General features: G+C 70.1%; 26 protein-coding genes and 2 pseudogenes. 12 read left to right on the top strand and 16 right to left on the bottom strand.

Going from position 1 to position 26,068, the window contains the following annotated elements; genetic code table 11:
- Positions 1-10: 10 nt before the first annotated feature.
- Genes lgt through EAS64_RS28145 form a run of 3 tightly spaced genes read left to right on the top strand, consistent with a single transcriptional unit; the run spans position 11 to position 1,699 of the window.
- The gene (gene lgt / locus EAS64_RS28135; protein WP_145857850.1) at positions 11-910 is read left to right on the top strand and encodes a prolipoprotein diacylglyceryl transferase; all 900 of its coding nucleotides are present in this window, start codon (positions 11-13) and stop codon (positions 908-910) included.
- Positions 849-1,094, top strand: a complete 246-nt coding sequence (locus tag EAS64_RS28140) for a ribbon-helix-helix protein, CopG family (protein WP_187366230.1) — start codon at positions 849-851, stop codon at positions 1,092-1,094. The genes lgt and EAS64_RS28140 overlap by 62 nt, the downstream gene beginning before the upstream one ends.
- Positions 1,091-1,699: a hypothetical protein gene (locus EAS64_RS28145; RefSeq protein ID WP_145857855.1), complete on the top strand. Its 609-nt coding sequence runs from the start codon at positions 1,091-1,093 to the stop codon at positions 1,697-1,699. Before EAS64_RS28140 ends, EAS64_RS28145 begins: the two co-directional genes overlap by 4 nt.
- On the opposite strand, the gene EAS64_RS45080 is transcribed toward EAS64_RS28145, so the two are convergent.
- From EAS64_RS45080 to EAS64_RS28155, 4 genes and pseudogenes are all read right to left on the bottom strand, one after another.
- Entirely contained in the window at positions 1,689-2,216 is a 528-nt protein-coding gene (locus tag EAS64_RS45080; protein WP_222849665.1) for a zinc-binding dehydrogenase, read from the bottom strand. The two genes, EAS64_RS28145 and EAS64_RS45080, sit on opposite strands and share 11 nt — an antisense overlap.
- Before the next feature lie 163 nt (positions 2,217-2,379).
- Positions 2,380-2,502, bottom strand: a pseudogene (locus EAS64_RS47630) (alcohol dehydrogenase catalytic domain-containing protein); the annotation flags it as partial.
- Between the two features lie 67 nt (positions 2,503-2,569).
- A pseudogene (locus EAS64_RS47635) lies at positions 2,570-2,707 on the bottom strand (hypothetical protein); the annotation flags it as partial.
- 135 nt (positions 2,708-2,842) lie between these two features.
- Positions 2,843-3,661, bottom strand: coding sequence for an enoyl-CoA hydratase-related protein (locus tag EAS64_RS28155; RefSeq protein WP_145857857.1), 819 nt, complete (start codon positions 3,659-3,661; stop codon positions 2,843-2,845).
- 115 nt (positions 3,662-3,776) lie between these two features.
- On the opposite strand from EAS64_RS28155, the gene EAS64_RS28160 reads away from it, so the two are divergent.
- A complete protein-coding gene (locus EAS64_RS28160; protein ID WP_246115883.1) occupies positions 3,777-5,081 on the top strand; it encodes an RNA polymerase sigma factor in 1,305 nt (434 codons plus the stop codon).
- On the opposite strand, the gene EAS64_RS28165 is transcribed toward EAS64_RS28160, so the two are convergent.
- From EAS64_RS28165 to EAS64_RS28175, 3 genes are read right to left on the bottom strand one after another with little or no spacing between them, the layout of a single operon-like run.
- Complete coding sequence (locus EAS64_RS28165) at positions 5,014-6,147, bottom strand: LLM class flavin-dependent oxidoreductase (protein WP_145857860.1); 1,134 nt, start codon at positions 6,145-6,147, stop codon at positions 5,014-5,016. The genes EAS64_RS28160 and EAS64_RS28165 overlap by 68 nt on opposite strands.
- Positions 6,148-6,189: 42 nt before the next feature.
- Positions 6,190-7,587: an NtaA/DmoA family FMN-dependent monooxygenase gene (locus EAS64_RS28170; RefSeq protein WP_145857862.1), complete on the bottom strand. Its 1,398-nt coding sequence runs from the start codon at positions 7,585-7,587 to the stop codon at positions 6,190-6,192.
- A gap of 31 nt (positions 7,588-7,618) precedes the next feature.
- Positions 7,619-8,824: an LLM class flavin-dependent oxidoreductase gene (locus EAS64_RS28175; protein ID WP_222849666.1), complete on the bottom strand. Its 1,206-nt coding sequence runs from the start codon at positions 8,822-8,824 to the stop codon at positions 7,619-7,621.
- Positions 8,825-9,050: 226 nt separating this feature from the next.
- Between EAS64_RS28175 and EAS64_RS28180 the strand changes: the two genes are divergently transcribed.
- A complete protein-coding gene (locus EAS64_RS28180; protein ID WP_439333627.1) occupies positions 9,051-9,869 on the top strand; it encodes an LLM class flavin-dependent oxidoreductase in 819 nt (272 codons plus the stop codon).
- Positions 9,830-10,102, top strand: a complete 273-nt coding sequence (locus tag EAS64_RS47995; RefSeq protein ID WP_439333628.1) for an LLM class oxidoreductase — start codon at positions 9,830-9,832, stop codon at positions 10,100-10,102. The genes EAS64_RS28180 and EAS64_RS47995 overlap by 40 nt, the downstream gene beginning before the upstream one ends.
- 12 nt (positions 10,103-10,114) lie before the next feature.
- Here the strand turns inward: EAS64_RS47995 and EAS64_RS28185 are convergent, their stop codons facing one another.
- Positions 10,115-12,259 (bottom strand): 13E12 repeat family protein, encoded by a 2,145-nt coding sequence (locus tag EAS64_RS28185; RefSeq protein ID WP_145857866.1) that lies wholly within the window; start codon positions 12,257-12,259, stop codon positions 10,115-10,117.
- 161 nt (positions 12,260-12,420) lie between these two features.
- Between EAS64_RS28185 and EAS64_RS28190 the strand changes: the two genes are divergently transcribed.
- The 4 genes from EAS64_RS28190 (at position 12,421) to EAS64_RS28210 (ending at position 16,256) form a co-directional block, all read left to right on the top strand.
- Complete coding sequence (locus tag EAS64_RS28190) at positions 12,421-12,840, top strand: DUF6788 family protein (protein WP_145850856.1); 420 nt, start codon at positions 12,421-12,423, stop codon at positions 12,838-12,840.
- 50 nt (positions 12,841-12,890) lie between these two features.
- Positions 12,891-14,180 (top strand): ISKra4 family transposase, encoded by a 1,290-nt coding sequence (locus EAS64_RS28195; protein ID WP_281283312.1) that lies wholly within the window; start codon positions 12,891-12,893, stop codon positions 14,178-14,180.
- A 166-nt stretch (positions 14,181-14,346) separates the two neighbouring features.
- On the top strand, positions 14,347-15,180 hold the full coding sequence (locus EAS64_RS28200; protein ID WP_145857869.1) for a hypothetical protein: 834 nt from the start codon (positions 14,347-14,349) through the stop codon (positions 15,178-15,180).
- Positions 15,181-15,845: 665 nt separating this feature from the next.
- The gene (locus EAS64_RS28210; RefSeq protein ID WP_145857871.1) at positions 15,846-16,256 is read left to right on the top strand and encodes a hypothetical protein; all 411 of its coding nucleotides are present in this window, start codon (positions 15,846-15,848) and stop codon (positions 16,254-16,256) included.
- 19 nt (positions 16,257-16,275) lie between these two features.
- Here the strand turns inward: EAS64_RS28210 and EAS64_RS28215 are convergent, their stop codons facing one another.
- The 4 genes from EAS64_RS28215 to EAS64_RS28230 form a co-directional block, all read right to left on the bottom strand.
- Positions 16,276-17,028: an RNA polymerase subunit sigma-70 gene (locus EAS64_RS28215; RefSeq protein ID WP_222849667.1), complete on the bottom strand. Its 753-nt coding sequence runs from the start codon at positions 17,026-17,028 to the stop codon at positions 16,276-16,278.
- Positions 17,029-17,188: 160 nt separating this feature from the next.
- A complete protein-coding gene (locus tag EAS64_RS28220) occupies positions 17,189-18,277 on the bottom strand; it encodes a CapA family protein (protein WP_145857875.1) in 1,089 nt (362 codons plus the stop codon).
- A 75-nt stretch (positions 18,278-18,352) separates the two neighbouring features.
- Complete coding sequence (locus EAS64_RS28225) at positions 18,353-19,645, bottom strand: hypothetical protein (RefSeq protein WP_145857877.1); 1,293 nt, start codon at positions 19,643-19,645, stop codon at positions 18,353-18,355.
- Complete coding sequence (locus tag EAS64_RS28230) at positions 19,642-20,172, bottom strand: RNA polymerase sigma factor (protein ID WP_246115884.1); 531 nt, start codon at positions 20,170-20,172, stop codon at positions 19,642-19,644. Before EAS64_RS28230 ends, EAS64_RS28225 begins: the two co-directional genes overlap by 4 nt.
- Before the next feature lie 89 nt (positions 20,173-20,261).
- Here EAS64_RS28230 and EAS64_RS28235 point away from each other — a divergent pair, with 89 nt between their 5' ends.
- Positions 20,262-21,035, top strand: coding sequence for a phytanoyl-CoA dioxygenase family protein (locus EAS64_RS28235; RefSeq protein WP_187366232.1), 774 nt, complete (start codon positions 20,262-20,264; stop codon positions 21,033-21,035).
- 43 nt (positions 21,036-21,078) lie between these two features.
- Positions 21,079-22,224 (top strand): MalY/PatB family protein, encoded by a 1,146-nt coding sequence (locus EAS64_RS28240; RefSeq protein WP_145858088.1) that lies wholly within the window; start codon positions 21,079-21,081, stop codon positions 22,222-22,224.
- Between the two features lie 19 nt (positions 22,225-22,243).
- Here EAS64_RS28240 and EAS64_RS28245 read toward each other — a convergent pair whose 3' ends face one another.
- The 4 genes from EAS64_RS28245 to EAS64_RS28260 form a co-directional block, all read right to left on the bottom strand.
- Entirely contained in the window at positions 22,244-22,447 is a 204-nt protein-coding gene (locus tag EAS64_RS28245; RefSeq protein ID WP_145857880.1) for a cold-shock protein, read from the bottom strand.
- 74 nt (positions 22,448-22,521) lie between these two features.
- Positions 22,522-23,811, bottom strand: a complete 1,290-nt coding sequence (locus tag EAS64_RS28250; RefSeq protein WP_222849669.1) for a DEAD/DEAH box helicase — start codon at positions 23,809-23,811, stop codon at positions 22,522-22,524.
- 144 nt (positions 23,812-23,955) lie between these two features.
- On the bottom strand, positions 23,956-24,186 hold the full coding sequence (locus EAS64_RS28255) for a hypothetical protein (RefSeq protein ID WP_145858090.1): 231 nt from the start codon (positions 24,184-24,186) through the stop codon (positions 23,956-23,958).
- A gap of 108 nt (positions 24,187-24,294) precedes the next feature.
- Positions 24,295-25,989: a DEAD/DEAH box helicase gene (locus EAS64_RS28260; protein WP_145857884.1), complete on the bottom strand. Its 1,695-nt coding sequence runs from the start codon at positions 25,987-25,989 to the stop codon at positions 24,295-24,297.
- Positions 25,990-26,068 lie beyond the last annotated feature (79 nt).

The following is a 26,068-nucleotide window of genomic DNA, read 5'->3' on the forward strand; positions in this document are numbered from 1 at the left end:
TCTAGATATCATGACAGCAGATCTCGCGTTCATTCCTAGTCCGCCCGTCTCCGGTGTCCAGCTGGGGCCGCTGTTCGTCCACTTCTACGCGCTGATGTACCTGGTCGGGATCGCGCTGGCGGTGTACATAACGGCCAGGCGGTGGACCGCCGCAGGCGGTGACCGCGAACTGGTCGTTGACGTCGCCCTATGGGCGGTTCCCGCGGGGATCATCGGCGGGCGGATCTATTTTGACCTCACCACGCCGTTTGATATCACTCCCCACGCGTGGTGGGGGCCGCTCGCGGTCTGGCAGGGCGGCCTTGGCGTCTGGGGCGGGATAGCGGCAGGCGCCCTGGTGGGCGCGTGGCGGGTGCGCCGGGCCGGCGCGAGCGTTGGCCTGTTCATGAACGCGGTCGCACCCGCGCTGCTGGTTGCGCAGGCCGTGGGGCGCATCGGCAACTACTTCAACCAGGAGCTGTTCGGCAGTCCGAGCACCCTGCCGTGGGCGGTGGAGATCAGCCGCGCGGCGAGGCTGGCCGCGGGCCTCACCGCGCCGGACCTGCGGCACGCCACCTTCCAGCCGTCGTTCCTGTATGAGCTGGTCTTCGACCTGGCGTGGGCCGCGGTGCTCGTCTGGCTCGGCCATCACCGCCGCATCAGGCCCCAGGGGCTGTTCGCCCTGTACGTGGCGGGCTACTCCGGATACCGGATCTTCGAGGAAACGATTCGGATCGACTCCTCCGCCCACTTCCTCGGGATGCGGCTGAACTTCTTCATCGCGGTCCTGCTGGCCGCTGCCGGGCTCGCCTGGTTCACGATTGCCCAGCGTTGGGATATCTCGATATCATCGATGAATCATGGTGAACATGGACCACGCGAGCGACGGCAAGGCCCGCACGAAGAACATGGTGCTGCGGCTCGATCCTGAGCTGGCCGACCTGCTGGCGACCGTCGCGGAAGTGGAAGACCGCTCGGTGTCCGACGTGGCGCGAGAGGCCATCGCCGCGCTGGTCCACGCGCGCCGCCGGGACAAGCGATTCCGTCGCAAGCTCGAGGAAAACCTGGCCCGGCATCAGCGCCTGCTCGACCTGCTGCAGGACGACCAGCAATGATCGTGCTTGATGCCGCCGACCTCGCCGTCATCGCCGCGCGGACGCTGGGCATCAGTACCGACGCCGCGCTGGCGGTGATGGACATCCCGGCCGCGCAGGCCGCTCTCGATGACGCGCAGCCTCATGCGGGGCGACCGGGCGGGGCACTGTCCGACCGGGACGCGGCGGCGGCGGCCGGCGTCAGCATGGTGCACGCCCTGCTGTGCTACCGGCCCTTCCCGCGCGAAGGCCGTCAGGTCGCGGTCTGCGCGGGACTGCAGTTGCTCTCGCTCAACGGGTGGCAAGCCGACCTGAACCCGCCGGCGACAGCCGCGGTTGTCATCGACGCACTGGCAGCCGGCCAGCTCACCGCCGGTGACGCGGCGGCGTGGCTGGCGCAGCGGCTGATCCCGGCGCCGCGGGCGCACCGCGCACCGCGTCTCCGCCGCGCCGGCCGCACGCCCGCCGCTGCCCGCAGGCCCATAAAGGCCGTGGCCGCTGCCCTGGCGACCGCGATGGTCGGCGCCGGCGCGCTGCTCGCCACGGCCTGCTCGACTGCCCCGGACATGTCGCCGGCTACGCCCCATCATCCAGCCCCGACGTCCCAGGTGATCGCTAGAAAGTGAACACCAGGCGGGCCGGCACGTGACCCGCGAGGACCTCGTCGAAGCAGGCGTTGACGTCCTCGAGGTGCCTTCGCTCCGCGATGACCTTGGTCCGGCCCGCCGCATGCAGCGCGGACACGTCCTCCAGGTCGTTCCTCGTGCCGACGATCGAGCCGATGATCTGCTTTCCGCTGAGCACGGTGTCGAACACCGAGATGGTGATCTTGTCGTCGGCGGGCAGTCCCACGCAGGACAGCCGGCCGCCGCGCCGCAGCGACGCGTAGGCCTGCTCGAACGTGCGGGGCGACGCGGCGGTGACGACCGCGACGTCGGCGCCGCCGTAGTCGGCGATCGCCTTAACCGGGTCGGTCTCCTTGGCGTTGACGATGAGGTCGGCGCCGAGCGCCTCGGCCAGGTCCAGCTTGGCCTCTTCCACGTCGACCGCGATCACCCGCGCGCCGAGCACCCGTGCGTACTGCAACGCCAGGTGGCCAAGCCCGCCGATGCCGACGATAGAGACCGTTTCGCCCGGCTGCACCCCCGCGACCTTGATCGCCTTGAAGGTGGTGACGCCCGCACACGTCAGCGGCGCCGCGTCCAGCGACGAGACCTCGCTGGGGACGGCGACGACATAGCGGTCGTGCGACGGCGTATTCGGCGTACGAGCCGTTAACGGAGTAGCCGCTGTTATGCTGCTGCTCGCACAGCGTCTCCCAGCCCGCGACGCAATGCCGGCAATGGCCGCACGCGGTGGCGAGCCAGGGAAGCGCCACCCGGTCTCCCTCCTTGTGCAGCGTGGCGCCGGGACCGGTCGCGACGACCACGCCGACGCCCTCGTGCCCCAGGTATGAAGGGCGGGTTCGGCTTCACGGGCCAGTCGCCGTGCGCGGCGTGGATGTCGGTGTGGCAAAGGCCGGCTGCCTCGATCTTGACGAGCACCTGGCCGGGACCGGGCTCGGGCACGTCGAGCTGTTGAATCTCCAGTTTGGCACCGAGCTCTGGGACGACGGCTGCCCTCATCGTGGTCATTGCCGTTCCTCTTCCGCTTCCGTGGCTGTATGTCCTCGTGGCTTCACGGCAAGGCCGATACTGACCGTCGCAGCTCAATAGCGCAACGCAGTCCTCGCTGTTCCCGCAGACCGCTCCCGCCACACCTGGCAGTGCCTACAGCATCGGCGGATAGTCCTTGACCTTGGACAGCGGCCACTGCGGTGCGCGCTTCTCGAGGAAGGCGGTCACGCCTTCCGCCGCGTCGGCCTGACTGCCCATCCAGTCGAAGACCTGCTGCTCGATCGCGCGCGACTCCGCCCGGTCCTGGCCGAGCCCGCCGTAGACCAGCGCCTTCGTGGCCGCCACCGAGACCGCGGAGGTGTTCGCCGCCACGTCCCGCGCGAGCTCCTGGGCGGCGGGCAGGACCTCATCGGCGGGCAGGGCGCGGGAGAACAAGCCCATCGCGGCACCCTCGGCGCCGGAGAAGATCCGGCCGGAGAGCAGCAGTTCCATGGCCAGCGAGACACCGACAAGGCGGGGCAGCATCCAGCTGGAGCCTGCCTCGGGCACCAGGCCGCGCCTGGTGAACACGAAGCCGTACTTGGCGTCGGCCGCGGCGAACCTCATGTCCCAGCCGAGCGGCAGGGTGATCCCGAGGCCGACCGCCGAGCCGTTCAGCGCCGCGATGACTGGGGTTCGCATCCGGCTGGGTTCCACGCGCTCGGCCGGCGGCAGGCTCTCGGGAGCGTCCGCGCCCGACCGCCCGGCGAACGTGCCCGCGCCGCCGCCCAGGTCCGCCCCGGCCGAGAAGTACCTGCCCGCGCCGGTGACCACGATCGCCCGCACCCCGTCGTCGGCATCGAACCGCGCGAACGCCTCGTTCAGCTCGCGGTTCAGCTCGCCGGAGAAGGCGTTGCGCCGCTCGGGACGGTTCAGCCAGATCGTCGCGACCTTGCCCGACACGTCGGTGAGCAGGGTTTGGTAGTCGCCCATGTCCGTCACTCCTGATCAGGCGAAGGGTTGGATCACACTTCTAGAACGAGATACTAGGATCGTCTACGGCCAGTGCGCCGCTGTCAACCGGCCCGGCCCCGGTTACGCTGAGCCAGTGACGGGGAACCAGGTGACTGTCGAAGCCGTATTCCGCCGGGAGTACGGCCGCTGCGTCGCCACCCTGATCCGCTTCCTTGGCGACATCGACGCCGCCGAGGAAGCGGTCCAGGACGCGTTCACCGTGGCGGTCGCCAAGTGGCCAGCCGAGGGCTACCCGCCCAATCCAGGCGCGTGGATCGTCACGACCGCCCGCAACCGTGCCATCGACCGGCTGCGCCGCGAGTCGGTCCGCGACGAGCGGCACACACAGGCACATCACCTGTACGGCGCCGCCTTCGGCGAAGCGGCCGACGCTGCCCTGGACCAGGAGGCGGAGAGCGTCCCCGATGACCGGCTGCGGCTGATCTTCACCTGCTGTCATCCGGCGCTGAACCAGCCCGCCCAGGTCGCGCTGACCCTCCGGCTGCTCGGCGGGCTCGAGACCCCGCAGATCGCCCGGGCGTTCCTCGTGCCGGAGGCAACCCTCGCACAGCGCATCGTCCGGGCCAAGCGCAAGATCAGCGGCGCGCGCATTCCCTACCGCGTCCCCGCGGAAGCCGAACTTCCCGCCCGTCTCAAACCCGTGCTCGCCGTCATCTACCTGATCTTCAACGAGGGGTACGCGGCGACCGCCGGCGCCCTGCTGCGGCTTGACCTGTGCGCGGAGGCCATCAGGCTCGCCCGGGTGCTCGCCCGGCTGATGCCAGCCGAGCCGGAGGCGCAGGGGCTGCTCGCCCTGCTGCTGCTGCAGCACGCGCGCAGCGCCGCCCGGGTCACCCCCGCCGGATCGCTGGCCCGCCTGGCCGAACAAGACAGGCGGCTCTGGGACCGCGACATGATCGCCGAGGGCCAGGCCATCGTGCGCGCGTGCGTCCAGCACGGTCACCCGGGCCCGTACCAGGTCCAGGCCGCCATCAACGCGGTCCACTGCCTCGCGCCAAGCGGCGACGACACGGACTGGCACGCCATCCTGACGCTCTACCACCAGCTCTACGCGCTCACCCCGACGCCGGTGGTCGGGCTCAACCGCGCCGTGGCGCTCGCCGAGGTCCGCGGTCCCGCCGCGGGACTTGCCGCGGTGTATGACCTGCGGTCCCCGGCCCTGGACGGCTACTACCTGTTCCACGCGGCACGAGCCGACCTGCTCCGCCGCCTCGGCCGCGCCGCCGAAGCCGCGGCCGCCTACGACGCCGCCCGCTCGCTTACCGCGAACCCGGTCGAGCAGGCCTTCCTCGACGCGCAGCGCATAGCGGTCACCGCTTCGCCCACTCCTCGGCGAGCAGCTGGTAAGAGCGAACGCGGTCGATGTGGTCGTGGGTGATGGTGGTGATGATCAGCTCGTCGGCTTCCGTGGCGTCACGCAGCCGTTCCAGCTGGTCGGCGACCTGCCGTGGGGTGCCGGTGAACTGAGTGTCGACGCGGTCGGCGACCAGCGCACGGTCGGCGTCGGTCCACGGGTAGCGGCGGGCCTCCGCAGGGGTGGGGAACTGGATGGCGCCCTCGGCGGTGCGGATGCTGCGCACCCACGGCCCGTAGCCGGCGGCCAGCTCGCGCGCCTGCTCCTCGGTCGCGGCGACGACCACGTCGGCCGAGACGCTGACGTAGGGGCGGTCAAGCTCGCCCGAGTCGTCGAACGCGGCGCGGTAGCCCTCGACCGCCTCGAGCACGGTCGCCGGGCTGACGTGGTAGTTGGCGGCGAACCGCAGGCCTCGTCGGCCGGCCACCTCGGCGCTCTCCCCGCCGCTGCTGCCGAGCACCCACACCTGCAGCGCCGCGCCCTCGCCGGGCACCACGTGCGCCTCCTCGCCGTCCGCGGCGCGGTAGGTGCCCGCGATCAGCGCAAGCACGTCGCCGACCTGCTCGGTGTAGTTCTGCGATTCCGCGTGCGGGTGCTGCAGCAGGCGCTTCTGCAGCGCGAACCGCGGCGACTTCAGCAGGGCAGCGGTGGAGAACCGCGGCGGGATCAGCAGCCCGTTCGCGGTGCGGCCGTTCACCACGGCGGCGCCGGCGCCGCCGGCGAGCGCCGGCGCCTTCGGCTCGGGAGGCCGCCCGGCGGAGCGTCCGAGTCCGAGGTCGAAGCGGCCCGGATGGGCCGTGTCGAGCAGCCCGAACTCCTCGACGACGGACAGCGCGGTGCGGTGCCCCATCTGCACCGCGCCGGAACCGAGCCGGATCGTCGAGGTGGCGGCCGCGGTCAGCGCGAGCAGGACCGCCGGCGAGGTCCCGGCAACGCCGGGGTTGAGGTGATGCTCGGCGAACCAGTACCTGGTGTAGCCGAGCGACTCGGCCTGTTGCGCGAGGTCGATGCTGTTGCGCAGCGCCTGGCGGGCGGAGGACCCCGACGAGATCGGTACGAGGTCAAGGACGGTCAGCGGGGTGCTAGTCATGCGGTGCTTCCTCCTCAGCCAGCGCGCCGCCGCCCATGAACCTCATGAGGCGGCCCGCGCAGTGCCGGTCCGTGCAGTGCCGATGCCCGGACGGCCGAGCGGCGCCAGCCCGAGATGATCGCGGAGCGTCGTCCCCGTGTAGTCGGCGCGGAACGTGCCAAGCTCCTGCAGCAGCGGCACCACCCTGTCCACGAACGGGTCGAGGCCGCCCGGGGTGATGTGCGGGACGAGGATGAAGCCGTCGGAGGCGTCGGCCTGGACCAGGTCGTTGAGGGTCCGCGCGATGGTTTCCGGTGCGCCGATGAATGACTGGCGCCCGGTTACCTCGATGACGACCTCGCGCGCCGACAGGCGGCCCGCTTCGGCCTTCGCGCGCCACTCGTTCGCGAGCGCGACCGGGTCCTTCGCGAACTGCCGCACGCTCGCCCTGCCCTTGGAGACGAGATCATCGCCGACGGCCGGGTCGAAAGCGGGGAGCGGACCGTCGACGTCGAAGCCCGGCAGTTCGCGGTTCCATAGCTGCTCGATGAAGCGCAGCGCGGTCTGCGGGGACACCTGGGCGCGGCGCACCTCGTGCGCGATGTCGGCGGCCTCCGCGTCGGTATCGCCGAGCACGAAGGTCGCCGCGGGCAGGATCAGCAGCTCGTCGCGGGTGCGGCCGAACTTGGCCAGCCGCCCCTTGACGTCGGCGTAGAAGGCCTGCCCCTCGGTGAGCGTGGAGTGTCTGGAGAAGATCGCGTCCGCCGACGCGGCGGCGAAGTCGCGGCCCTCGTCGGAGTCGCCCGCCTGGAAGATCACCGGGCGGCCCTGCGGCGAGCGCGGCACGTTGAACTGGCCGGCGATGTCGAAGAACTTGTCCTGATGTGCGAACACTCCGGGCGCCGTGGTGCTCAGGAACTGCCCGCTGCCGGAGTCCGCGATCACCTCATCGCCGTGCCAGGAGTCCCACAGTTCGTTCGCGGTGCGCAGGAATGTCCTGGCCCGCTCATAGCGGTCGTCCTGCGCGAGGAAGCCGCCGCGCCGGAAGTTCTCCCCGGTGAAGGCGTCCCAGCTGGTGACCACGTTCCAGGCGGCGCGCCCGCCCGACAGGTGGTCGAGCGACGCGAACTGGCGGGCCACCTCATACGGCTCGTTGAACGTCGAGTTGATGGTTCCCGTCAGGCCGAGGTGCTCGGTCACCGCGGCGAGCGCGGCGAGGATCGTGAACGTGTCCGGGCGGCCGACCACGTCCAGGTCGTAGATCTGGCCGTTCTGCTCGCGCAGCCGCAGCCCCTCGGCGAGGAACATGAAGTCGAACTTGCCGCGCTCCGCGGTCTGCGCGAAGCGGCGGAACGAGTCGAACTCGATGTGGCTGCCCGCGGCGGGGTCGCTCCACACGGTGGTGTTGTTCACGCCGGGGAAGTGCGCGGCGAGATGGATCTGCTTGACCGGCTTGCTCAACGGGGTCCCCTTCCTCTGGCAGCCCTAGACCTCATGCGTCGACCCTGGCGTAGCGGTTGGCCGGGCGGCGAAGGCCGAGCAGCCCGCGCAGCGTGGCCGGCCAGCCGGCGGCACGGTAGCCGGCCCGGAACGACTCGCGCCGCTGCAGTTCTGGCACGAGGCCTCCGGTGATCTGGACCAGGTCGTGCGGCAGCGCGGCCGGTCGCAGCCGGAACCCGGTCAGCCCTGCCTCGTGCCAGTCGAGCAGCAGGTCGGCGAGCTCGGCGGGAGTGCCGGCGAAGATGTGCGCGTCGCTGGTGTACTCCGCCCCCGCCAGCTCGTCGAGACGGTCCCTGCGGGCGCGCGCGGCGGCCGGGCTGTCGTCAAGGAAGACGACCAGGTCGCCGAATAGGTGCGCCACCTGCCGTTCGGCTGCTTCCTGTTCGCCTTGGATCTCCGTCACGATCTCGGCGGCATGCTGGCGGTCGCGCGGGGTGACGAAGCCGACGTCCGCCGACCGTGCGACCAGCCGGTACGGAACGGTTGCGTGCCCCAGCGCGGCCACCACCGGCTGCCCCTGGGGCGGGCGAGGCGTGATGGACGGGCCCTTCACCGAGAACCAGCGCCCCTCGAAGTCGGTGTAATGCAGCCTGTCCCTGTCGATGAACCGTCCGGTCGCCACGTCGCGGATTTCCGCGCCGTCCTCCCAGGAGTCCCACAACCTGCGCAGCACCTCGACGTAGTCGGCGGCCTCGTCGAAGTGCTCGGTGACCAGCCGCTGCACATCTGGGTCGGTGAACCGCTCGAGGCTCAGCGGCGGTATCTCCCGGCGGCCGAAGTGCGCCGCCGTGTCGGCGCGCCCGGCGACCTGCACGCGCACCCCGGCGCGGCCGCCGCTGACGTAGTCCAGCGTGGCGATCGCCTTCGACAGGTGGAAGGGCTCGGTGTGGGTGGTGATCGCGGTCGGGACGAGCCCGATGTGCCGGGTAACCGGGGCGACCCGGGCGGCGATCAGCACCGCGTCAAGCCGTCCGCGCACCCGGTCGGTGCGCTCGTCGCGGCCGGACCGGTCATCGGACTGCAGGTCGAGACCGTCTTCGATGGTGATGAAGTCGAGCAGGCCGCGCTCCGCCTGCTGGGCGAGGCCGGTCCAGTACGCCGGCGTGAACAGGCGATCGGGCTGCGCGTCCGGCTCTCGCCAGGCGGCCGGGTGCCAGCCGGCGCCGTCAAGCGCGACGGCCAGGTGCAGTGACGACACGGGGCCCCTCTCTAAGCTGATCTAGCCGAGGAACTTGGTTCCGGCGATGCGGCGTCGTACTTCAGGCTTAGCGTGGGACCGAAGTACAGGTCAACCTCGCTGTTCAACGCTGACACCTGTCCGCCATGTTGTCAATAATTACGATCAGTTTAATAGACTAAAGAAAGACTGCGAGTCACCCGTAGTCACGGCTAACAGGCCTGGGCCTAACCAAGAGGAGGCGCCGATGTCTTCGCAGGAGACGGGGGCGGCACTGCGGTTTCACTGGTTCCTGCCGACCAACGGCGACGGCCGCGACATCGTCGGCGGCAACCACAGCGCGTCGGCCGCGGCGGTCGCCGCCGGCCGGCCGCCGACGATCGGGTACCTCGGGCAGGTCGCCCGCGGCGCGGAGCAGCTTGGCTTTCGAGGGCGTGCTCACGCCGACGGGCTCGACGCCTGGCTGACGACCGCCATGCTCGCCGAGTCCACCAAGCGGCTTAAGTTCCTCGTCGCCTTCCGGCCCGGGTTCATCTCGCCCACGCTCGCCGCGCACCAGGCGGCGACGTTCCAGCGGCTGTCCGGGGGCAGGCTGCTGCTGAACGTCGTGACCGGCGGCGAGTCCGCCGAGCAGCGCGCCTACGGCGACTTCCTCGACAAGGAGGAGCGCTACGAGCGGACCGGCGAGTTCCTGGACATCGTCACCCGGCTGTGGCGCGGCGAGACGGTCACCGTCACCGGCAACCACCTGCGCGTCGAGGGCGCCAGGCTCGTCCGGCCGCCCGAGCCGGTCCCCGGCGTCTACTTCGGCGGCTCGTCGCACGCCGCCGGGCCGGTCGCCGCGCGGTACGCCGACGTCTACCTCACCTGGGGCGAGCCGCCGCACGCGGTGGACACCAAGCTCCGCTGGATCGAGGCGCTCGCGGCCAAGGAGGGGCGCACCCCGCCGCGTTTCGGCATCCGGCTGCACGTCATCACCAGGGACACCGCGCGGGAGGCGTGGCGTGCCGCGGAGCGGCTGATCGAATGCGCGACCTGCACCACGGCGGTGACCGGCGCGCCCTGACGGTGGCGCCCAACCTCTGGGCCGGGATCGGGCTGCTCCGCGGCGGAGCGGGAACCGCCCTGGTCGGCAGCCACGCCGAGGTCGCCGACCGCATCGAGGAGTACGCGAGCCTGGGCATCTCGGAGTTCATCCTGTCCGGCTACCCGCACCTGGAGGAGGCGTACTGGTTCGGTGAGGGCGTCCTGCCGGAACTGGAGCGCAGGAGCCGGTGGCGGCATCCGGCGGACGCCTAGCAGGCGCGGGAGTCAGGCAATGTACCGCCAGGGTTCTTGGATGTAGGTGCGGCCGGTCGGGGTGGTCCAGTGGTGCCAGCCGGGCTTGGGCTGGGTCAGGGTCCAGCCGGGGCTCTGCTTCACCCGGTGGCAACGTCTGCTGCGCATTCCGGCGTTGCACGCGTCGGTCTTGCCGCCCTTGTCGAACGGGACGGCATGCTCGAAGTCGGACTGGTGCGCGGCGCGGGAGCAGGTCGGGAACGTGCATTCGTGGTCGCGGACCTGGACCAGGCGGCGCAGTCTTTCCCCTGGCTGGTAGGCGCTGGTCTGGTAGCGATGGTCGCAGTCATGGGTGGGCACCACGTCGAACCGCACGGTTAGCTGCCGGCCGCCGGGCAGGGTGAGCGTCCATGTTCCGGAGGTTTCTGGTATCAGTTGCCAGTCGCCCGGCGGTGCGCCGGACCTTGGCTGGGCGGCCTGGGCTAGCTGGCGCAGCAGTGTCTCGGTGACGGTGATGTTCACCCGTGCGGGCAGGGCGCCAGGGGCCGAGCCCGGGCCCGGGGCGGTTCCGGGTCTGCCGCCCGGCGGCTGCCGCCTGCCTGGCGCGGCACGGGCGATGCCGTTTCCCGTCGCGTAGCCGCAGCCGTCCACGACGGTGATTTCCCAGCGCGAGTGCGGGGATCGGGCCGCGGCGGCGGCTAGGTGGCGGGCAAGTGCGGGGTCGAGCGGGCCGAGCAGACGGCTGTCCCCGGCGCGTTCCGCCCGGCGCTGGAGGGTGACCAGCGGGACCGTCACCTCGGCAACCGCAAATACTGGCGCATGCGGGAGACTCGGAGTATGGCCCCCGCCGCTACCCGGATCTGGGCCGTCGCCATCGTCGCCACCGAGGTCGGGATCGCGGCTGTCATCGCCGTCGGGATCACGCCCCCCGCCAATGCGCCGATCCGGGCCGTCCCCATCGAGGTCGGGATCGCGGCCGTCGTCCCCGTCGGCGTCGGGATCGCGATCGTCGTCGTCCTCGCTGTCGATGTCAGGTATATCAACGTCATCGCTGTCGCTGTCGCAGTCGCTGTCGATATCGGGGATGTCATCGTCATCGTCATCGTCCCCGCCAGGCCAGTCCGCATCGCAGTAGCGGCCTGGCCCATCGGGTGCGGCTCCACCGCCAGACGGTCCCGGCTCGCCGTGGCCCGCGCCGGACTCATCGGGCTCCTCGGGCTCCTCGGGCTCCTCGGGCGGTTCCTGCGATTCCGCGTCCGCCGCGGCGGCGAACGCGATCCGGTCGGCGGCGGGCACCCCGCCGAGCAGGTCAAGATACGCCTGCGCCTGCAGGCGGCCCGTAGTCTCGCCGGGGAACGCGCCCGACGCCACGTACACGCGAGCCCGGGCCACCACGTTCGCATGACCAGCCAGCGCCTCGGCGGCGGGCAGGTCACGGCCGGACAGCCCCGCCGTGCCGGCCTCCTCACGGAACACCGTCACCCGCGCGGCCCGCTCCGCCTTGTTCCGGCGCCGCTCCGCCACATCGGGAGCCACCGCCAGCGCCGCCCGGCACGCGAGCCGCTCGACCTGCGGGTAGGTCTTCCCCTCCAGCTCACCGACGATCAGCGCCTCCGCCCGCACCGCCTCATCCTCATCAAGCGGCTCGAAGACCTGTGCGACCAGCCTCGCCTTCGACCGGGTGAGAGTCCCGTCCGCCAGCAGCCGGCCGATGCCCGGCAGGCGCATCCCCAGCGCCCACGCCAGGCGTGCGAGGTTCCCCGCCGACTGCGGGCCCATCGACAAAGCGGCGGCGATCTCGTAGTTCAGCGAATCGTCCCACCCGCCGGGCAGGTCGGTGCGCCGCTGCAACATGGGGCGGCCGGCGTCATCGTCGCGCATCATCGCCTGCAACGCGCCCATCATCCCCGCCGCCGCCCACGACTCGACCGCCGCCCACCCCCGCACGATCCCGGTCAGCGCATCGGCGTCCGCACCCTCATACGTGCCGCCGGGGCCGGCCGCCGCGTCAAGCACGGCCGCCAGCCTGGCCGACGGGGCGGCCGCCGCCCACGCCCCGCCGTGCCCGAACGCGGCGAGCACCTCGGGCAGGCTCGGGTTACGGCCGGGCGTGCCGCCCGGCCAGTCGCCAGCTGCCTGCCAGTCCATGAACGCCCCGTTCGAAGGAAAGATCATCATTTAGTTACTAATCGAATACTACTCTGAGACACCGACATTCCAGCGCGGCACGCCGAACGGACGAACGGACGGGTGTGCGACACGTTTATTGAGGTCCCGCGTTTTGGCTGGTTATGCTGGGAGCCTGGTTGCTCATGCTGCAATCAGGTGAAGGGGCATCCATGACCGAGCCGACGCTTTCGGATCTGGAGGCGGAGCGGGACCGGCTGTATGCGCGGCTGGCGGCGGTGGGCGACTTCCGTCGGGGGTCGGTGAGCGAGAACTGGCGCCGGTGCGGCAAGCCGAACTGCGCGTGCGCGCAGCCGGGTCATCCTGGTCACGGGCCGCGGATGCTGTGGACCCGGTCGGAAAGCCAGGGCAAGACGGTGGGCCGGCAACTGGCGGCAGGAGAAGTTGACAAGGTCCGCGGCGAGATCGCGCGGCACGCGGAGTTCACCGAGATCTCGCGGAAGATCGTGGAGGTGAACGAGCGGATCTGCGAGGCCAGGCCGGCGGCCGGCACGCAGCCGTCCTCCGTGCCGGAGGACGGCGAAAAAAGGGGGTCTCCGCCGCGCTCGCGGCGGCGTGGTCCGCTGAGGTAGGGCGGCTGGCGGGGGAGGCAGCGCGGGCGCTGGCCCCGGGCGGGGACGGCCTGGCGGCGGCCGAGGCCGTGATCCGGGAGGGCGTGCTGCGGCTCGGCGGCGGGATCCTGGGGGAACTGCTGTCCGCCGACACCGGCTACCGTGGTCCCCGGGTGGCCTGCGGGAACGGGCACGAGGCCGCGTTCACGGGTTACCGGGGCAAGGTCATCGACACCGTCGTCGGGGAGGCACGGCTCCGCCGGGCCTGGTACCACTGCGCCCGGTGCAGGCGCGGGCGCGGGCACGGCCGGGGGCTGGCCCCGAGGGATGCCGAGCTCGGGATCACGGGAGCCTCTCTGTCGCCCGGGCTGGCCGCGATGGCCGCCACCGCCGGGGCAGCTGTCCCGTTCGCCAGGGCCGCGGGGCTGATAAGGGACCTGGCCGGGATCCGGCTGACCGTCAAACGGGTCGAGCGGGCCGCCGAGGCGGCCGGCGCGGCCGGGGCCGCCGCCGCCCGGCAGGAGGCCGGGCTCGTCGCCCGCCGCAAGGTCGTCCCGCTGCCGCCGGCCCCGCTGCCGGACAAGCTCTACGCCGTCATCGACGGCACCGGAGTCCCCGTCACCAGGAAGGAGACCGAGGGCAGGGACGGCAAGGGCGAGGACGGCCGGGCACGCACCCGCGAGGTCAAGATGGCCGTCTTCTTCACCCAGGACAAGGTGAATGACGAGGGCTACCCGGTCCGGGACCGGGCCTCTTCCAGCTACATCGCCACCTTCGAGCCCGCCAGCCAGTTTGCGGGCCTGGTGAAGGCCGAGGGCATCCGCCGCGGCTCCGATCACGTCCGCCAGATGACCGTCATCGGCGACGGCGCCGCCTGGATCTGGAACATCGCCAGCGACAAGTTCCCCGGGGCGACCCAGATCGTCGACCTTTACCACGCCCGCGAGCACCTGCACTCCCTCACCCGGTCGCTGGAGTTCATGCTGCTCGGCCGCAAGGACGAGTGGCTCGCCGCCCGCCTCGAAGACCTCGACTACGGCTACATCGACGGCATCGTGGACGCCACCAGGAAGTATCCCCTGATCGGAATCAAGAAAGACGAGGTCGACAAGGAGCTCGGCTACTTCCTCAACAACGCCCCGCGGATGCGCTATCACTGGTTCCGCCAATGCGGGCTGTTCGTCGGCTCTGGCGTCGTCGAGGCCGGATGCAAGTCCGTCATCGGCCAGCGCCTCAAGCAGTCCGGCATGCACTGGACCGTTGACGGCGCCGACTCGATCATCGCCCTGCGCACCGCCGAAGCCAGCAGCCAGTGGGAAGCCACCTGCCTCAACCGGCACAACCAGACACCAGCCGCCTGACCAGCCGGTCACCAAAGATGATCTTCAGCCCCTACAAAAGTGTCGCGCACCCGAACGGACCGAACGGACTTGCCGCCGTCGCGGCTGACCATTTGCGGTCTGCGCTGGCCGCGGCACTCGGAATGTATGGCTCTCGCAGGGATCTTTGGCGGGGTAGGAAGTTCTCATGAGGCTTATCAGCACGGTTGCGGAGTATCAGAAGCTAGCGAGGATCGAGGACGATCTGAGCCGTCTACAGGCGTGGACGACCGAATATGAGGCAGCCCACCGCGACGTGTTCGATGTCTACTACCGCTCCTATGGTGACCCGTCCAGCAGGAACTGCGCGGTCGCCGATGTGCCCAGGATCTCGCCGCTGGTGCGGGAGTGGGAGGCCCGGGCCGAGGCGCTTGCGAGGCTGACAGAGCGGGAGTTCAGGGCCCAGGGACTCCTGGACGAACTCAATGTTGTCCTCCTGGTCGGAAATCACACCGCCAATGGCTGGATTGAAGAGTTCCACGGCCGACAGACAATGTTCGTGGCACTCGAGTTCTTGGGCGCCCCGCCATACGACGGCATGCTTTTCTCCCACGAGGCCCTGCACTTGGCGCACATGCACCATGGTGCGGCGGACTGGCCAGACGACGTCGCAAGCCATCTCATTCAAGAGGGTCTAGCCACGGCTGCTACTCGCAACCGGCATCCCGGTCTGTCGGACAGTGGTTACCTGTGGAACGACGAACACCACGACTCGTGGGTGCGTGAGTGTCGTGCGGCAGAAAGAGCCCTGGCTGCGGTAGTGCTCGACGAGATGGCCACCCCTGCGGAGGCGGCTCACGTCCGGGGGCTGTTCGCACCAGACTGCCAAGCAGGGACGCTACCCTCGCGGTCGGGTTACTGGCTCGGAGACCTCCTGGCGCAACACTGGCTATCCCAGTACGACCTTCGGGATGTGCTTGGCTGGGATCACGCAGAGGCGACCGGCCAAGCATCCAACGACCTCCGCACGGGGCTGGGCTGAAATAGCGCTTCGGACTGGCCCAATCCCGGTCAACGATCGGCAGCGCGACCTGCCTGGGAGGAACACGGCACTCGCCGCGGCTCCGGCCAGCGCGACCGCCGCGGCCGCGATAAGCGCGGCGTGCAGCCCCTGGGTCAGGGCCTGGCCAGCGTCCACGCTCTCGCCCGCCGACATTGCGGTGCCCGCCGACATCCGCGCGCCGAGCACGGCGACGCCGAACACGCCGCCGACCAGCCTCGACGACGACGCCAAGGCACGGACGGGGTTAACGAGTCCTACAGGACCTCGTTGAGCTTGCCGGTGGCCACGTCGAAGACGAAGCCGCGGACCGCGTCCTTGTGCGGGATGAACGGGCTTGCCTTGATCCTGGCGATGGACTGCCGCACGTCCTCGTCCAGGTCGGTGAACGCCTCGGCCGCCCACTGCGGCTTGAGGCCGGTCTCGTCCTGGATCGACCGATTTTATAGGAATTACCGACGCCGGCGTGATGATGCCGGGTCCCGCCGCTACCCGGGCGCGTCCGCAAACGCGGGCCGCTAGCCGCGTCTCCGCGGACGCGGCTCGGACAGCGCGAAGCACGAACCCGTTCCGCATAACTGGCCGCGCTAACCGTCGAGTACGCACAACTTCCGCGATCGCCGCGATCGCCGTGAGAAGATGCCGCAATGTTCGACAAGCTGCTGCACCACAAGCTGCTCACCGAGGGCCTCGAGGGCGACGGCGTGATCACCGCGCAGAAGGTCGAGGCGGCCAAGGGCGAGATGGGCATCATGGGCTTCTACGTCGGGATCGAGGGCCACATCAAGTTCGATGACGGCACGCAGGTCACGTTCTCGTCCAAGGGCCTGGACACCTCCAAGCTCGGCGACCTCGACGTCGGCACGGTCGTCCCTGTCAGGTACGACGCCAGCCGCACGCATGCCGTCCTTGACATACCCAAGCTCGAGGCCGCGAAGGCGGCCAAGAAGAAGGCGGCCGACGCGTGGCTCGAGCGCCAGAAGGCGGAGAAGATCGCGGCCGCTGACGCCGCCCTGGCCAAGGGCAACAAGGGCGGCCACCACGGCAGAAACGCGTAGGCCCGGCGCGGTCGCGGGCCTATTCGGGCAGAGTCCGGGGCAGCCCGAACCTGGCGAGCACGCTGTTGTCGTGGAAGCCGGTGATGGCGCTGATGCGATTGCCGGCGAGGGTGAGGACGATCAGCCCGTGCGCGTGGCTGATCGGGGAGTGCGGATCGCGCGAGTAGCGGCCGAAGGCGGGCTGGCCGTTGGCCCGAGTGGGGATGAGCCGCGTTCGCTGGGGTCCGTTGCGGAACGAGACGGCAGACAGCAAGTGCCCGACCGTGTCGCGGCCCTGGTACTCCAGCGGCAGCGGCGGCATCGTGAGCCACGCGTCGTCGGTGAGCAGGTCGACGATCGCCGCGACGTCGCCGCGCTCGAACGCGTCGGCGAACCGGCCGGTGATTTCCTGCTCGCGCGCGGAGCCCGGCAGCGGGGCATGGTCGCGCCCGCCCGGCGGCAGGTGGCAGGCGATCGTGGCGCGAGCTCGCCGGAGCAGGTTGTTCGCCGCGTCCAGGCTGCAGTCGAGCATGGCAGCGGTCTCGGTGCCGTGGAACCCGAGCACGTCGCGGAGAAGCAGGGCGGCGCGCTGGCGGGGCGGTAGGTGCTGCAGGGCGGAGACGAAGGCAAGCGACACCGATTCCCTGGACTCGTACCGCGCCTGCGGTCCCGGTGCGGCATCGGGCAGTTCGCCGAGCAGCGCGTCGGGGTAAGGCTCTAGCCACAGCGGCTCGCCGCTGCGGGTCGGCGTGGGCAGCGCCATCGCGGGCTCGGTCCTGGCTGAGCGACTCACGCAGGTACTGACACCGTCGGACCGGGAAACTGGCCGATCCGCGGCAGGTACCATCTTGACTGGCCGCGGTCGCCGCCCAACACCAACAGATGCCGATGAACGGTTCAGCGCTTCGCCCCTCAAGTACGAGCTTCACGCGGGAGGCTGAGGTGCGATTCGGTCAGGTTGGCCGCGAGGTGAGCTCGGCGCACGCGCGAAGGCTCTCGTAGTGGGCGACGGCCTGGCGCGCCGTGGCGCCGTGTTCCACGATCGGCTGCCCGGTGCCGGACACGACGGCGGGGATGAACCGGGCGGTCAGCGGCGCGTGCGGGTGAAGGGTCAGTTCAAGGACGCCGGTGGCGGTGCTGTAGGAGTTCTCCCACCACAGGAAGTTGCCCATGCCGTAGGCGACGAACGTGTGCCCGAGCCAGCCGGAGCCCTGCAGCATGTGCGCGTGCGCGCCGATGATGATGCTGGCGCCGGCCGCGGCCAGCTGCCGCGCCAGCGACAGCTGGTTGGGATCCGGGCATGACTCGCCTTCCGTGCCCCAGTGCATGAACACGATGACGGTGGGCGCCAGCCGTTTGGCGGCACGCACCGCGGCCAGCGTCTGTCGCAGGTCGATGGCGTTCGCCTCGCCCGGCCTGCTATCCGTCGCCACCCAGGACGACGCGAGTTCGGCCACCTGCGAGACGCCGATGACGGCGATCTTCCTCCCCTTGACCGTGGTGACGTACGGCGCCCACGCGGCGGCGGCATTCTTGCCGATCCCCACGTAAGGGAAGTCGGCGGCCTTCGCCGCGGCCACCGTGTCCGCCAGGCCGACCTGCCCGTAGTCAAGGACATGGTTGTTCGCCATGGTGACCAGGCTGACCCCGGCGTCGCGCAGTGCGGTGAACGCGGCAGGCACGGTGCGGAAGTGGTAGGTCTTCGGCTGCGGCGTGCCGCGGCTGGTGACGGACGTCTCGAGATTCAGCGCCGTGAAGTCAGCCAACTTCAGCACGGTGGCGATCGGCCCGAACGCGGTGGCCGGATCGCTCAGCAGGCGCGCGGTGCGCGCGGTGAAGTGGACGTCTCCGGCGAACGCGAGCGTGACGCTGGCCGGCGCGCTCGAAGCACGGACCTGCGGACTTGACGCCTTGGCGGTATGCGGCACGTGCTGGATAGTCCTGGCAGGCACCCCGGTCGCGGCCGGGGCCGACGTGCAAGCTGAGGCCGCAAGCACTGCCAGCAGACCGGGCAGCGCGATGAGCAGGCGACGAGTAGCCATGGACACAGCCTAGGAGCACAGCCGGCACGGCGCGCCACTTTTCCGCTACGCATAGCAAGCAGGCGCGTAGGGAAGCTAGAAGGCCGGCCCGCTGTACCACTGTCCGTGCTTCGCGACCGGGAACTTGGTGAACTTCCCGGCGGCGGCGACGCCGTAGCGGTCGGTGGACCGAGGCGGCTTGCCGCTGAAGGTTGTCCAGGCTTCGCCAATGACGTGCCTGGCCGAGGCGTCTGACCACAGCACGCTGTACACGGCGGACGCGCAGGGCCCCGGGTGCCGGTACAGGACGCGCAGGCGCTTGCCGGTGGCGGCAGAGTAGGCGACGAACATCGGCTCGGTCTTCCCGCAGCTGACTGGCGAGGCGCCGTAGACGGAGTCGACACGCGTGGCGCAGACGACGGTCCCGCCGTCCGGTGTGAGCAGGAGCGACGCGCAGTTGCCCGGTGCCTTGAGCACGACCTTGCTTGCGGCGGCGAGGTCACCGCTGGGCCGCGCCGCGGTGATGGTCCGTTCCACAAGCGCGGCGTCCCCCGGGCCCTTCCCCGTGGTCACCACCGTGGAGAACGCCACCTGGCGGCCGTCCGCCGTCCACGACACGCCAGTCTGCCACAGAATGACGTCGGTCTGATTGCGCCAGGTGCCGGCTATCCAGGTCCGCAGTACTGCCCCGGACGTGACGGAGTAGATCCGCAGTGTCGTGCCGTTGCCGCGAACGGACAGGGCGGCCAGTTCCTTGCCGTCGGGGGATACCGCGAAGCCGAGCAGTTCGCCGGGTGACGTGAGCGGGACGGGCAGCTGCGTGAGCGTCGCCACCTGCTTCGTTCCTGGTGCGATGCGCACGAGGAAATACCCTACGTTGCCCCAGCTGTCTCTTGCGCCAACAACGAATGCCCGGTCGTTGGCCGTGGCGGACACTCCGACCGCAGGATTCACCCCGACACCTTCGTAAATGGCCGGCAGGGCGACGGTGGCGAGCGTCGTACCGGTGAGGACGTCTCCCACGATCACGTCGATCGCTGCCTGGCCATCGTGGCTAACTGGCCCCTCGGTCGCGATGGCGTAGTACCGCGGCATCCCGCCGGCGGCGGTACTACTGCCGTTCGCCGGCGCCGGGCGCGGCGGCTCAGCGTGGCGGAGTGCCACCAGGGACACGGCGAGGGCAGCGACAGCGGCGGCGGCGCCGAGCGGGATCATCCAGATCTCCTTCATCGTCACAAGGGTGCTGCGCACCCGGGACGAGGTACGGCCCCGGTCCTGACGCGGTCCGGCAGCGGCCGCGCTGTTCTCTGGCAGGGCTAGCGGGCGGATCTCCCGGACCGACGCGGCGGTCGCCTCGGCGGCGGTGCTAACGCGGTCTTTGGCACTCATTCGGCTTCCTCCCTGAGGATCCGGGTCAGGGTCGACAGACCCCGGGAGGTGGCGGACTTGACGGTGCCCTTGGTGACCTTCATGACCTGGGCCGTCTCTTCCTCGGTGAGGCCGAGGTAGTGACGGAGCACGACGGCCTCGCGCTGGCGGGCGGGCAGGGCGCGCAGCGCCGCGAGAGCCTCGCGGTTGGCCTCGCCGACCAGGGCGCTCTCCTCCGCGGAGACCATGTTGCCGGGGTCGGGCGCGAGGAACAGCGCACGGTCGCGGCGGATCCGGTTGCGGTGCGCGGTGCGGCAGGCGTTCAGCACGCTCGCCCTGAGGTAGCCCAGTGCCTTGTCCCTGTTGTGCAGTGATCCCCATTTTCGGTACATGCCGACGAAGGCGTCCTGGACGATATCCTCGGCGATCGACTGGTCGCCCAGCATGACCTTGGCGAACTTGACCAACCCCAGCGCGTGAGCCTCGAAGAGCGCGCTCACCCGCCGCCGTGCGTCGGCGTCAGGCGAGGCGTCGGTCAGCGGTTCCACACCCTCATACACTCCGATCCGGCCAATAGGTTGCCTCACAGTAGACGGCAGTCGCCGGGCCGCCTAGTGTCAGGCTGATGATGGCGACGATGCCTGTCACGTCGGCCGGCCAGGACGTGGCCGGGCGGCTGCTGAGTGACGGCTATGTGGTCGTGACCGGCATGATGACCCCCGACGGAGTGCGCGATGCCCAGGCTGATCTGGGCCGGCTGCTTGATGTCACCAGGACCGGGCGGAACTCCTTCGAGGGATTCGCCACGCAGCGGATCTACGCGCTGTTCGCCAAGACCCGCGTGTTCGACGCCGCCGCCACCCACCCGTTGCTGCTCGGTGTCCTCGACCAGGTGCTCGGCCACTACCAGTTGAGCGCACCGGTCGGCATCTGCATCGGCGCGGACGAAAAGGCGCAGGTACTGCACAGGGACGACGCCATCTACCCGGTGCCCGAGCCGCATCCGCCGCTGGTGGTCAACACCATGTGGCCACTGGATGAGTTCACCGCGCAGAACGGGGCGACCAGGTTCATCCCCGGTAGCCACCGGTGGGAGCCTGGCAGACGGCCGGGCCCTGGCGATCCGGTGGAGACCGCGGTGATGTCGCCGGGCTCGGCGCTGTTCTACCTGGGCAGCCTCTGGCATGGCGGCGGCGCGAACCACACCAGCCGGCCGCGTCTGGGCGTGATACTCGAGTACGCGGCGGGCTGGCTGCGGCCACAGGAGAACCATTGCCTGGCCGTTCCCCGTGACGTCGTTCGCGACCTGCCCGAGCGGCTGCAGGAACTGCTCGGCTACAACATCTATCCGCCGTTCGTCGGGTACGTCGACGGCAGCCATCCGCGCCGGGTCCTGTCGGCGGACAGCTAGCTGACTGCCGCGGCGCGGCGGCCAATACGCTTGGCCGGTGAGCATGAATGAGGCGGATCCGCTGGAGTCCCTGCGCCGCCGCACCAGCGAGAAGTGGGCCAGGTACCCCGCGGACGTGCTGCCGATGTTCGTGGCCGAGATGGACTTCCCCCTGGCGCCGGAGATCAAGGCCGCGCTGCGGGAGGCGATCGAGGCCGGGGACACCGGGTACGTCAACCCGCGCGACACCCGCGCCGCGGCCGCGTTCGCCGGTTTCGCGCAGGACGAGTGGGGGTGGTCACCGCAGGTGCACCGCATGGGGGTGACCACCGACGTCAGCGTGGTCGTCGTGGAGGCGCTGCGCCGCCTTATCCCGCCCGGCGGCGGCGTGATCATCACGCCGCCGGTCTACCCGCCGTTCTTCGCCTTCGTGCCCGAGGCTGGCGGCACTGTCGTGGAAGTCCCGCTGCTCGACGACGGCACGGCCTACGCGCTCGACCTGGCCGGCATCGACCGGGCCATGGGCGCGGGCGCGCGCGGTGTGCTCCTGTGCAACCCGCACAATCCTGTCGGTCTTGTGCACAGCGGCGAGCAGCTCGCGGAGCTGTCGGCGATCGTGGCCAGGCACGGCGGGTTCGTGGTCAGCGATGAGATCCACGCCCCGCTGGTCCACGGCGGGCACGTCTTCACCCCGTACCTGACCGTATCCAGCGAGGCGGCAGAACACGGGATCGCCGCCGAATCAGGCAGCAAGGCGTTCAACCTGGCAGGACTGAAGACCGCGTTTTTCGTGGCCTCCGCTGATCCCATGACAAGGCTGATCACCTCGCTGCCCGAGGAGGTAACGTTCCGGGCCGGCCTGTTCGGCCTGATCGCCACCCGGGCGGGCTTCAGCGAGAGTCGTGACTGGCTGCGGGCGACCGTCGCCGCGATCGAGCACAACGTCGCCGTCTTGGCGGAGCTGCTGGCCGCCAGCCTCCCCGCGGTGCGGTTCCGCCGACCCGACGCCAGCTACCTGGCGTGGCTCGACATGTCCGCCCTCGGCTGGGGAGACGACCCCGCGCAATTCGCCCTTGAGCACGCCAAGGTGGCCCTCACCAACGGACCCGCCTTCGGTGCCCAAGGCGCCGGCCACGCCCGGATGAACATCGCGTGCTCGCCAGAAGTGATCAGCGAGGCGGTTGCCAGGCTCGCCCGAGCCGCCAGCTAACCCGGCAACGGCCAGGACCTTAGAGGGGCCGGACGTTCTCCGCCTGGGGGCCCTTGGCGCCGCGGACCGCGGTGAATTCGACTCGCTGGTTCTCCTGCAGGCTGCGGTAGCCATCCGTCTCAATCGCGGAGTGGTGGACGAAGACGTCCGGCGTGGAGTCGTCAGGGGCGATGAAACCATAGCCCTTGTCCGCGTTGAACCACTTCACTGTTCCCTGAGCCACTGCGTTTCTCCTGTCGGTATGACGCGTTGCAGAACTTCGACTACAACCAGTTCACATCTAACACCATCGCGCGGTCATCGACGGCGACGTCCGCGGAACCCGGCCGACAAAGCGGCCGCGCCGTGGCCGGTCGCGGGAGCTGCCGTGATCGCCGCAGGTCGGGCAACGGGAAGCATGACGGGCGCGGCGGGCTCGCCGGCGATCGAGCGCAGCAGCGCTGAACCGGGAGTGACGGTAGCGGTCAGCGGAACGACACCCGCCTTGCGCATCAGGCCGCGGACGGCGGTGGCCTGTTCGCGAGTCTGGATGGTGATCACCGTGCCGGCCGCTCCTGCCCGGGCAGTCCGCCCCGACCTGTGCAGGTAGGCCTTGTGCTCGGTCGGCGGATCGGCGTGGATGACCAGGTCGATGCCGTCGACGTGAATGCCGCGGGCGGCGATGTCAGTCGCGACGATGACGCGTACCGTCCCGGCCGTGAAGGAGGCAAGATTTCTTTCTCGTGCGCCCTGCGCCAGGTCTCCGTGCAGATCAGCCGCGGGGATGCCGTTCGCGCTCAGCTGGCGGGCGAGGCGGCGGGCGGCGTGCTTGGTCCGCGTGAAGACGATCGACCGGCCGCTGCCGCCCGCGAGCGCGGCGACCACGGCGACCCGGTCGGCGGGCGCGACGGTGAGCAGGTGGTGAGTCAGCGTGAGTGGTGCCTCAACCTGGCCGACATCGTGACTTGCCGGGCGTTTCATGAAGCGTCGCGCCAGGACGTCCACGGCCGCGTCGAGCGTCGCGGAGAACAGCATCCGCTGGCCGCCGGCCGGCGTCATGTCGAGCAGTCGCCGCACGACGGGCAGGAACCCGAGATCGGCCATGTGGTCAGCCTCGTCGAGCACGCTTATTTCCACGTCTCCGAGGTGGCAGTGCCCCTGCTCGATGAGATCGGCGAGCCTGCCAGGGCACGCGACGACGATGTCGGCGCGGGCGCGCAGCGCGGCCACCTGAGGCTTCTGCCCAACCCCGCCGTAGATCGTCGCCACGCTCAGTCCCACCGATTCGGCGAGCGGCGCGAGGACGGCGCGGACCTGGCTGGCGAGTTCCCTGGTCGGCACCAGCACGAGGCCGCGCGGCCGGCAGGCGCTTGTATAGCCGTCGGCCAGTCTCGCGGCGAGCGGGATGCAGAAGCCGAGCGTCTTGCCCGATCCGGTCTGGCCTCGGCCGAGGATGTCCCGGCCGGACAGGGCGTCAGGCAGGGTGGCCGCCTGAATGGGGAACGGGGTGGTGATGCCCTCCGCCGCGAGCGCCGCCACCAGCGGCGCGGGAACGCCTACGCCAGCGAACGACAGGACAGGGGGACTTTCAACGGACAGGGACGACAAGAAAAAACCTCCGGATGTAAGGTGGCCGCATTTCGAAGGCCACCACATCCGTGGAAACCAGCTTGCTCGTCAGCAGCACTACAGCGTTTTGCTCTAACTCGGCGGCATGCTACCGCCTGGTGGCCTGAGCCGGCCCGCCAGTGGTCAGAGCTTGGTCATCCTGGCGAACGGCCTGGTGATCCGGACCTTCTTCGAAGCGAAGTCCACCACGACAGCGGCGTCACCCTCGACGAGGATGACACGGCCAAGGCCGTACTTGTCGTGGGTCACCAGGTCTTCCAGCTCGTACCGCTCGACGGGAGGAGCCTCCGGCGGAGGCTTGAAGGGGCTTGTTGGCAGATGGCGCCGATGCCCGCTGCTGCCACCGTTCACCATGATCGGCACACGCCTTTCCGCGATCCCATGCCAGCACCGCACCGGGGCCAAACGTTGATCACGCTACCTCTAAGGCTAGTGCACGCCGTCGGGGTTGATGTCGGGGGGTTATCGCGCAGAATAGCGTTCACGGCGAACAGTTGCCTTTCTGCCCTTGATGCTGACCCGGCGGAGGCGTGCGACCACGTCATCCGCCGCTGACTCGGGGACCTCGACGAGCGAGAAGCGATCGGCGATCTCGATCGCGCCGATGTCCCTCCCGGACAGGTGCGATTCGCCAGTGATGGCGCCCACCAGGTCCGCGGGCCGGACTCCGGCGGAACGGCCGGTTCCGACAAACAGGCGTGTCGTGCCCGCGGTCGCGCCGCGCACACGCCGCTCGTCACGGCCGGCCGCCTTGCGCCTGCTGCCGCCGCCACCGCCGCTGTCGGCGATCGAGGCCAGTTCCACCTCAGGCAGTTCCTCCTCCTCGCGAGGAGTTCCGCCTGCCTCGTGCGCCAGCTTGACCGCGGCGAGTGCCACCTCGTAGAGGTGGAACTCCTCGCCGAGCGGCTCAACGACAGCACGGAAGTCATCGAGGTTGCCCTCAATCAGGATTTCCCGCAGTGCCGCACGCGTCAGCTCCAGGCGCCTGCTGCGCAGGTCAGCGAGGGTCGGCAGCTTCTCGACCGCGATCGACTGCCGCGTTGCGCGTTCGATGGTCTTGAGCATCCGCTGCTCGCGCGGCTCGACGAGGGTGATCGCGGTGCCTTCGCGGCCGGCCCGGCCGACGCGCCCGATACGGTGCACGTAAAGCTCGGGAGCGCTCGGCACGTCGTAGTTCACCACATGCGAGAGCTGCTCGACGTCGAGGCCGCGGGCGGCGACGTCGGTGGCCACGAGAAGATCGAGGCCACCGGCCCGCAGTCGGCCCATGACCCGGTCCCGCTGCTGCTGGTCCATTCCGCCGTGCAGTGCCTCGGCACGATGGCCGCGGCCGTTCAGGGTCTCTGTCAGCCGGTCCACTTCGTCCCTGGTCCGGCAGAAGACCACCGCTGCCGTCGGCGCTTCCAGGTCGAGCACCCGGGCCAGCGCGGCGGGCTTGTGCCCGCGCGGCACGACGTAGGCGGTCTGCCTCACCTGCAGGGCGTCATCGGACTGCGATGCCTGGCGGTTGAGCTGGACCCGAACCGGGTCGCGCAGGTAGCGACGGACCATGCCGTCGATCCGCGGCGGCATGGTCGCCGAGAACAGTGCGGTCTGTCGGCTGTCCCCGGTGTTGGCGAGGATGGTTTCGATGTCCTCCGCGAAGCCCATGTCCAGCATCTCGTCGGCCTCGTCGAGCACGACGATCTCCAGGTCGCTCAGGTTCAGCGTTCCCCTGTTGAGGTGGTCGAGCGCACGCCCTGGTGTCGCCACGACGATGTCGGTGCCGCGCTTAAGCGCCCCGAGCTGGCGGCCGATTGGCTGGCCGCCGTATACCGGCAGCACGCGCGCGCCCATGTCGCGCCCGTAGCTATGCATCGCCTCGGAGACCTGGATCGCGAGTTCGCGGGTTGGCACGAGCACCAGGGCGAAGGGCTCTGCCCGGCGCTCGCCCTCCCCGAGGAGCCGCTGCAGCACGGGAAGTGCGAACGCCGCCGTCTTCCCGGTTCCCGTCGCGGCCTGCCCGACCAGGTCACGGCCCGCGAGCAGGGGCGGGATGGCGGCCCGCTGAATCGGGGTTGGTTCCTCGTAGCCGAGGCCAGAAAGCGCCTGACACAGTTCCGGGGCCAAGGCCAGGTCGGCGAAGCCGCTTGTACCCTCGCCGTTGCCCATGGTCATGTAAAGATCACCTTGCTCCAAAAGACTTTGACTCCCGCACTGGTCGCACGCGCGCGCCCTGGCTGAGGCGACGAGGACG

The organism is Trebonia kvetii (assembly GCF_007827045.1).
GTDB classification, from domain to species: domain Bacteria; phylum Actinomycetota; class Actinomycetes; order Streptosporangiales; family Streptosporangiaceae; genus Trebonia; species Trebonia kvetii.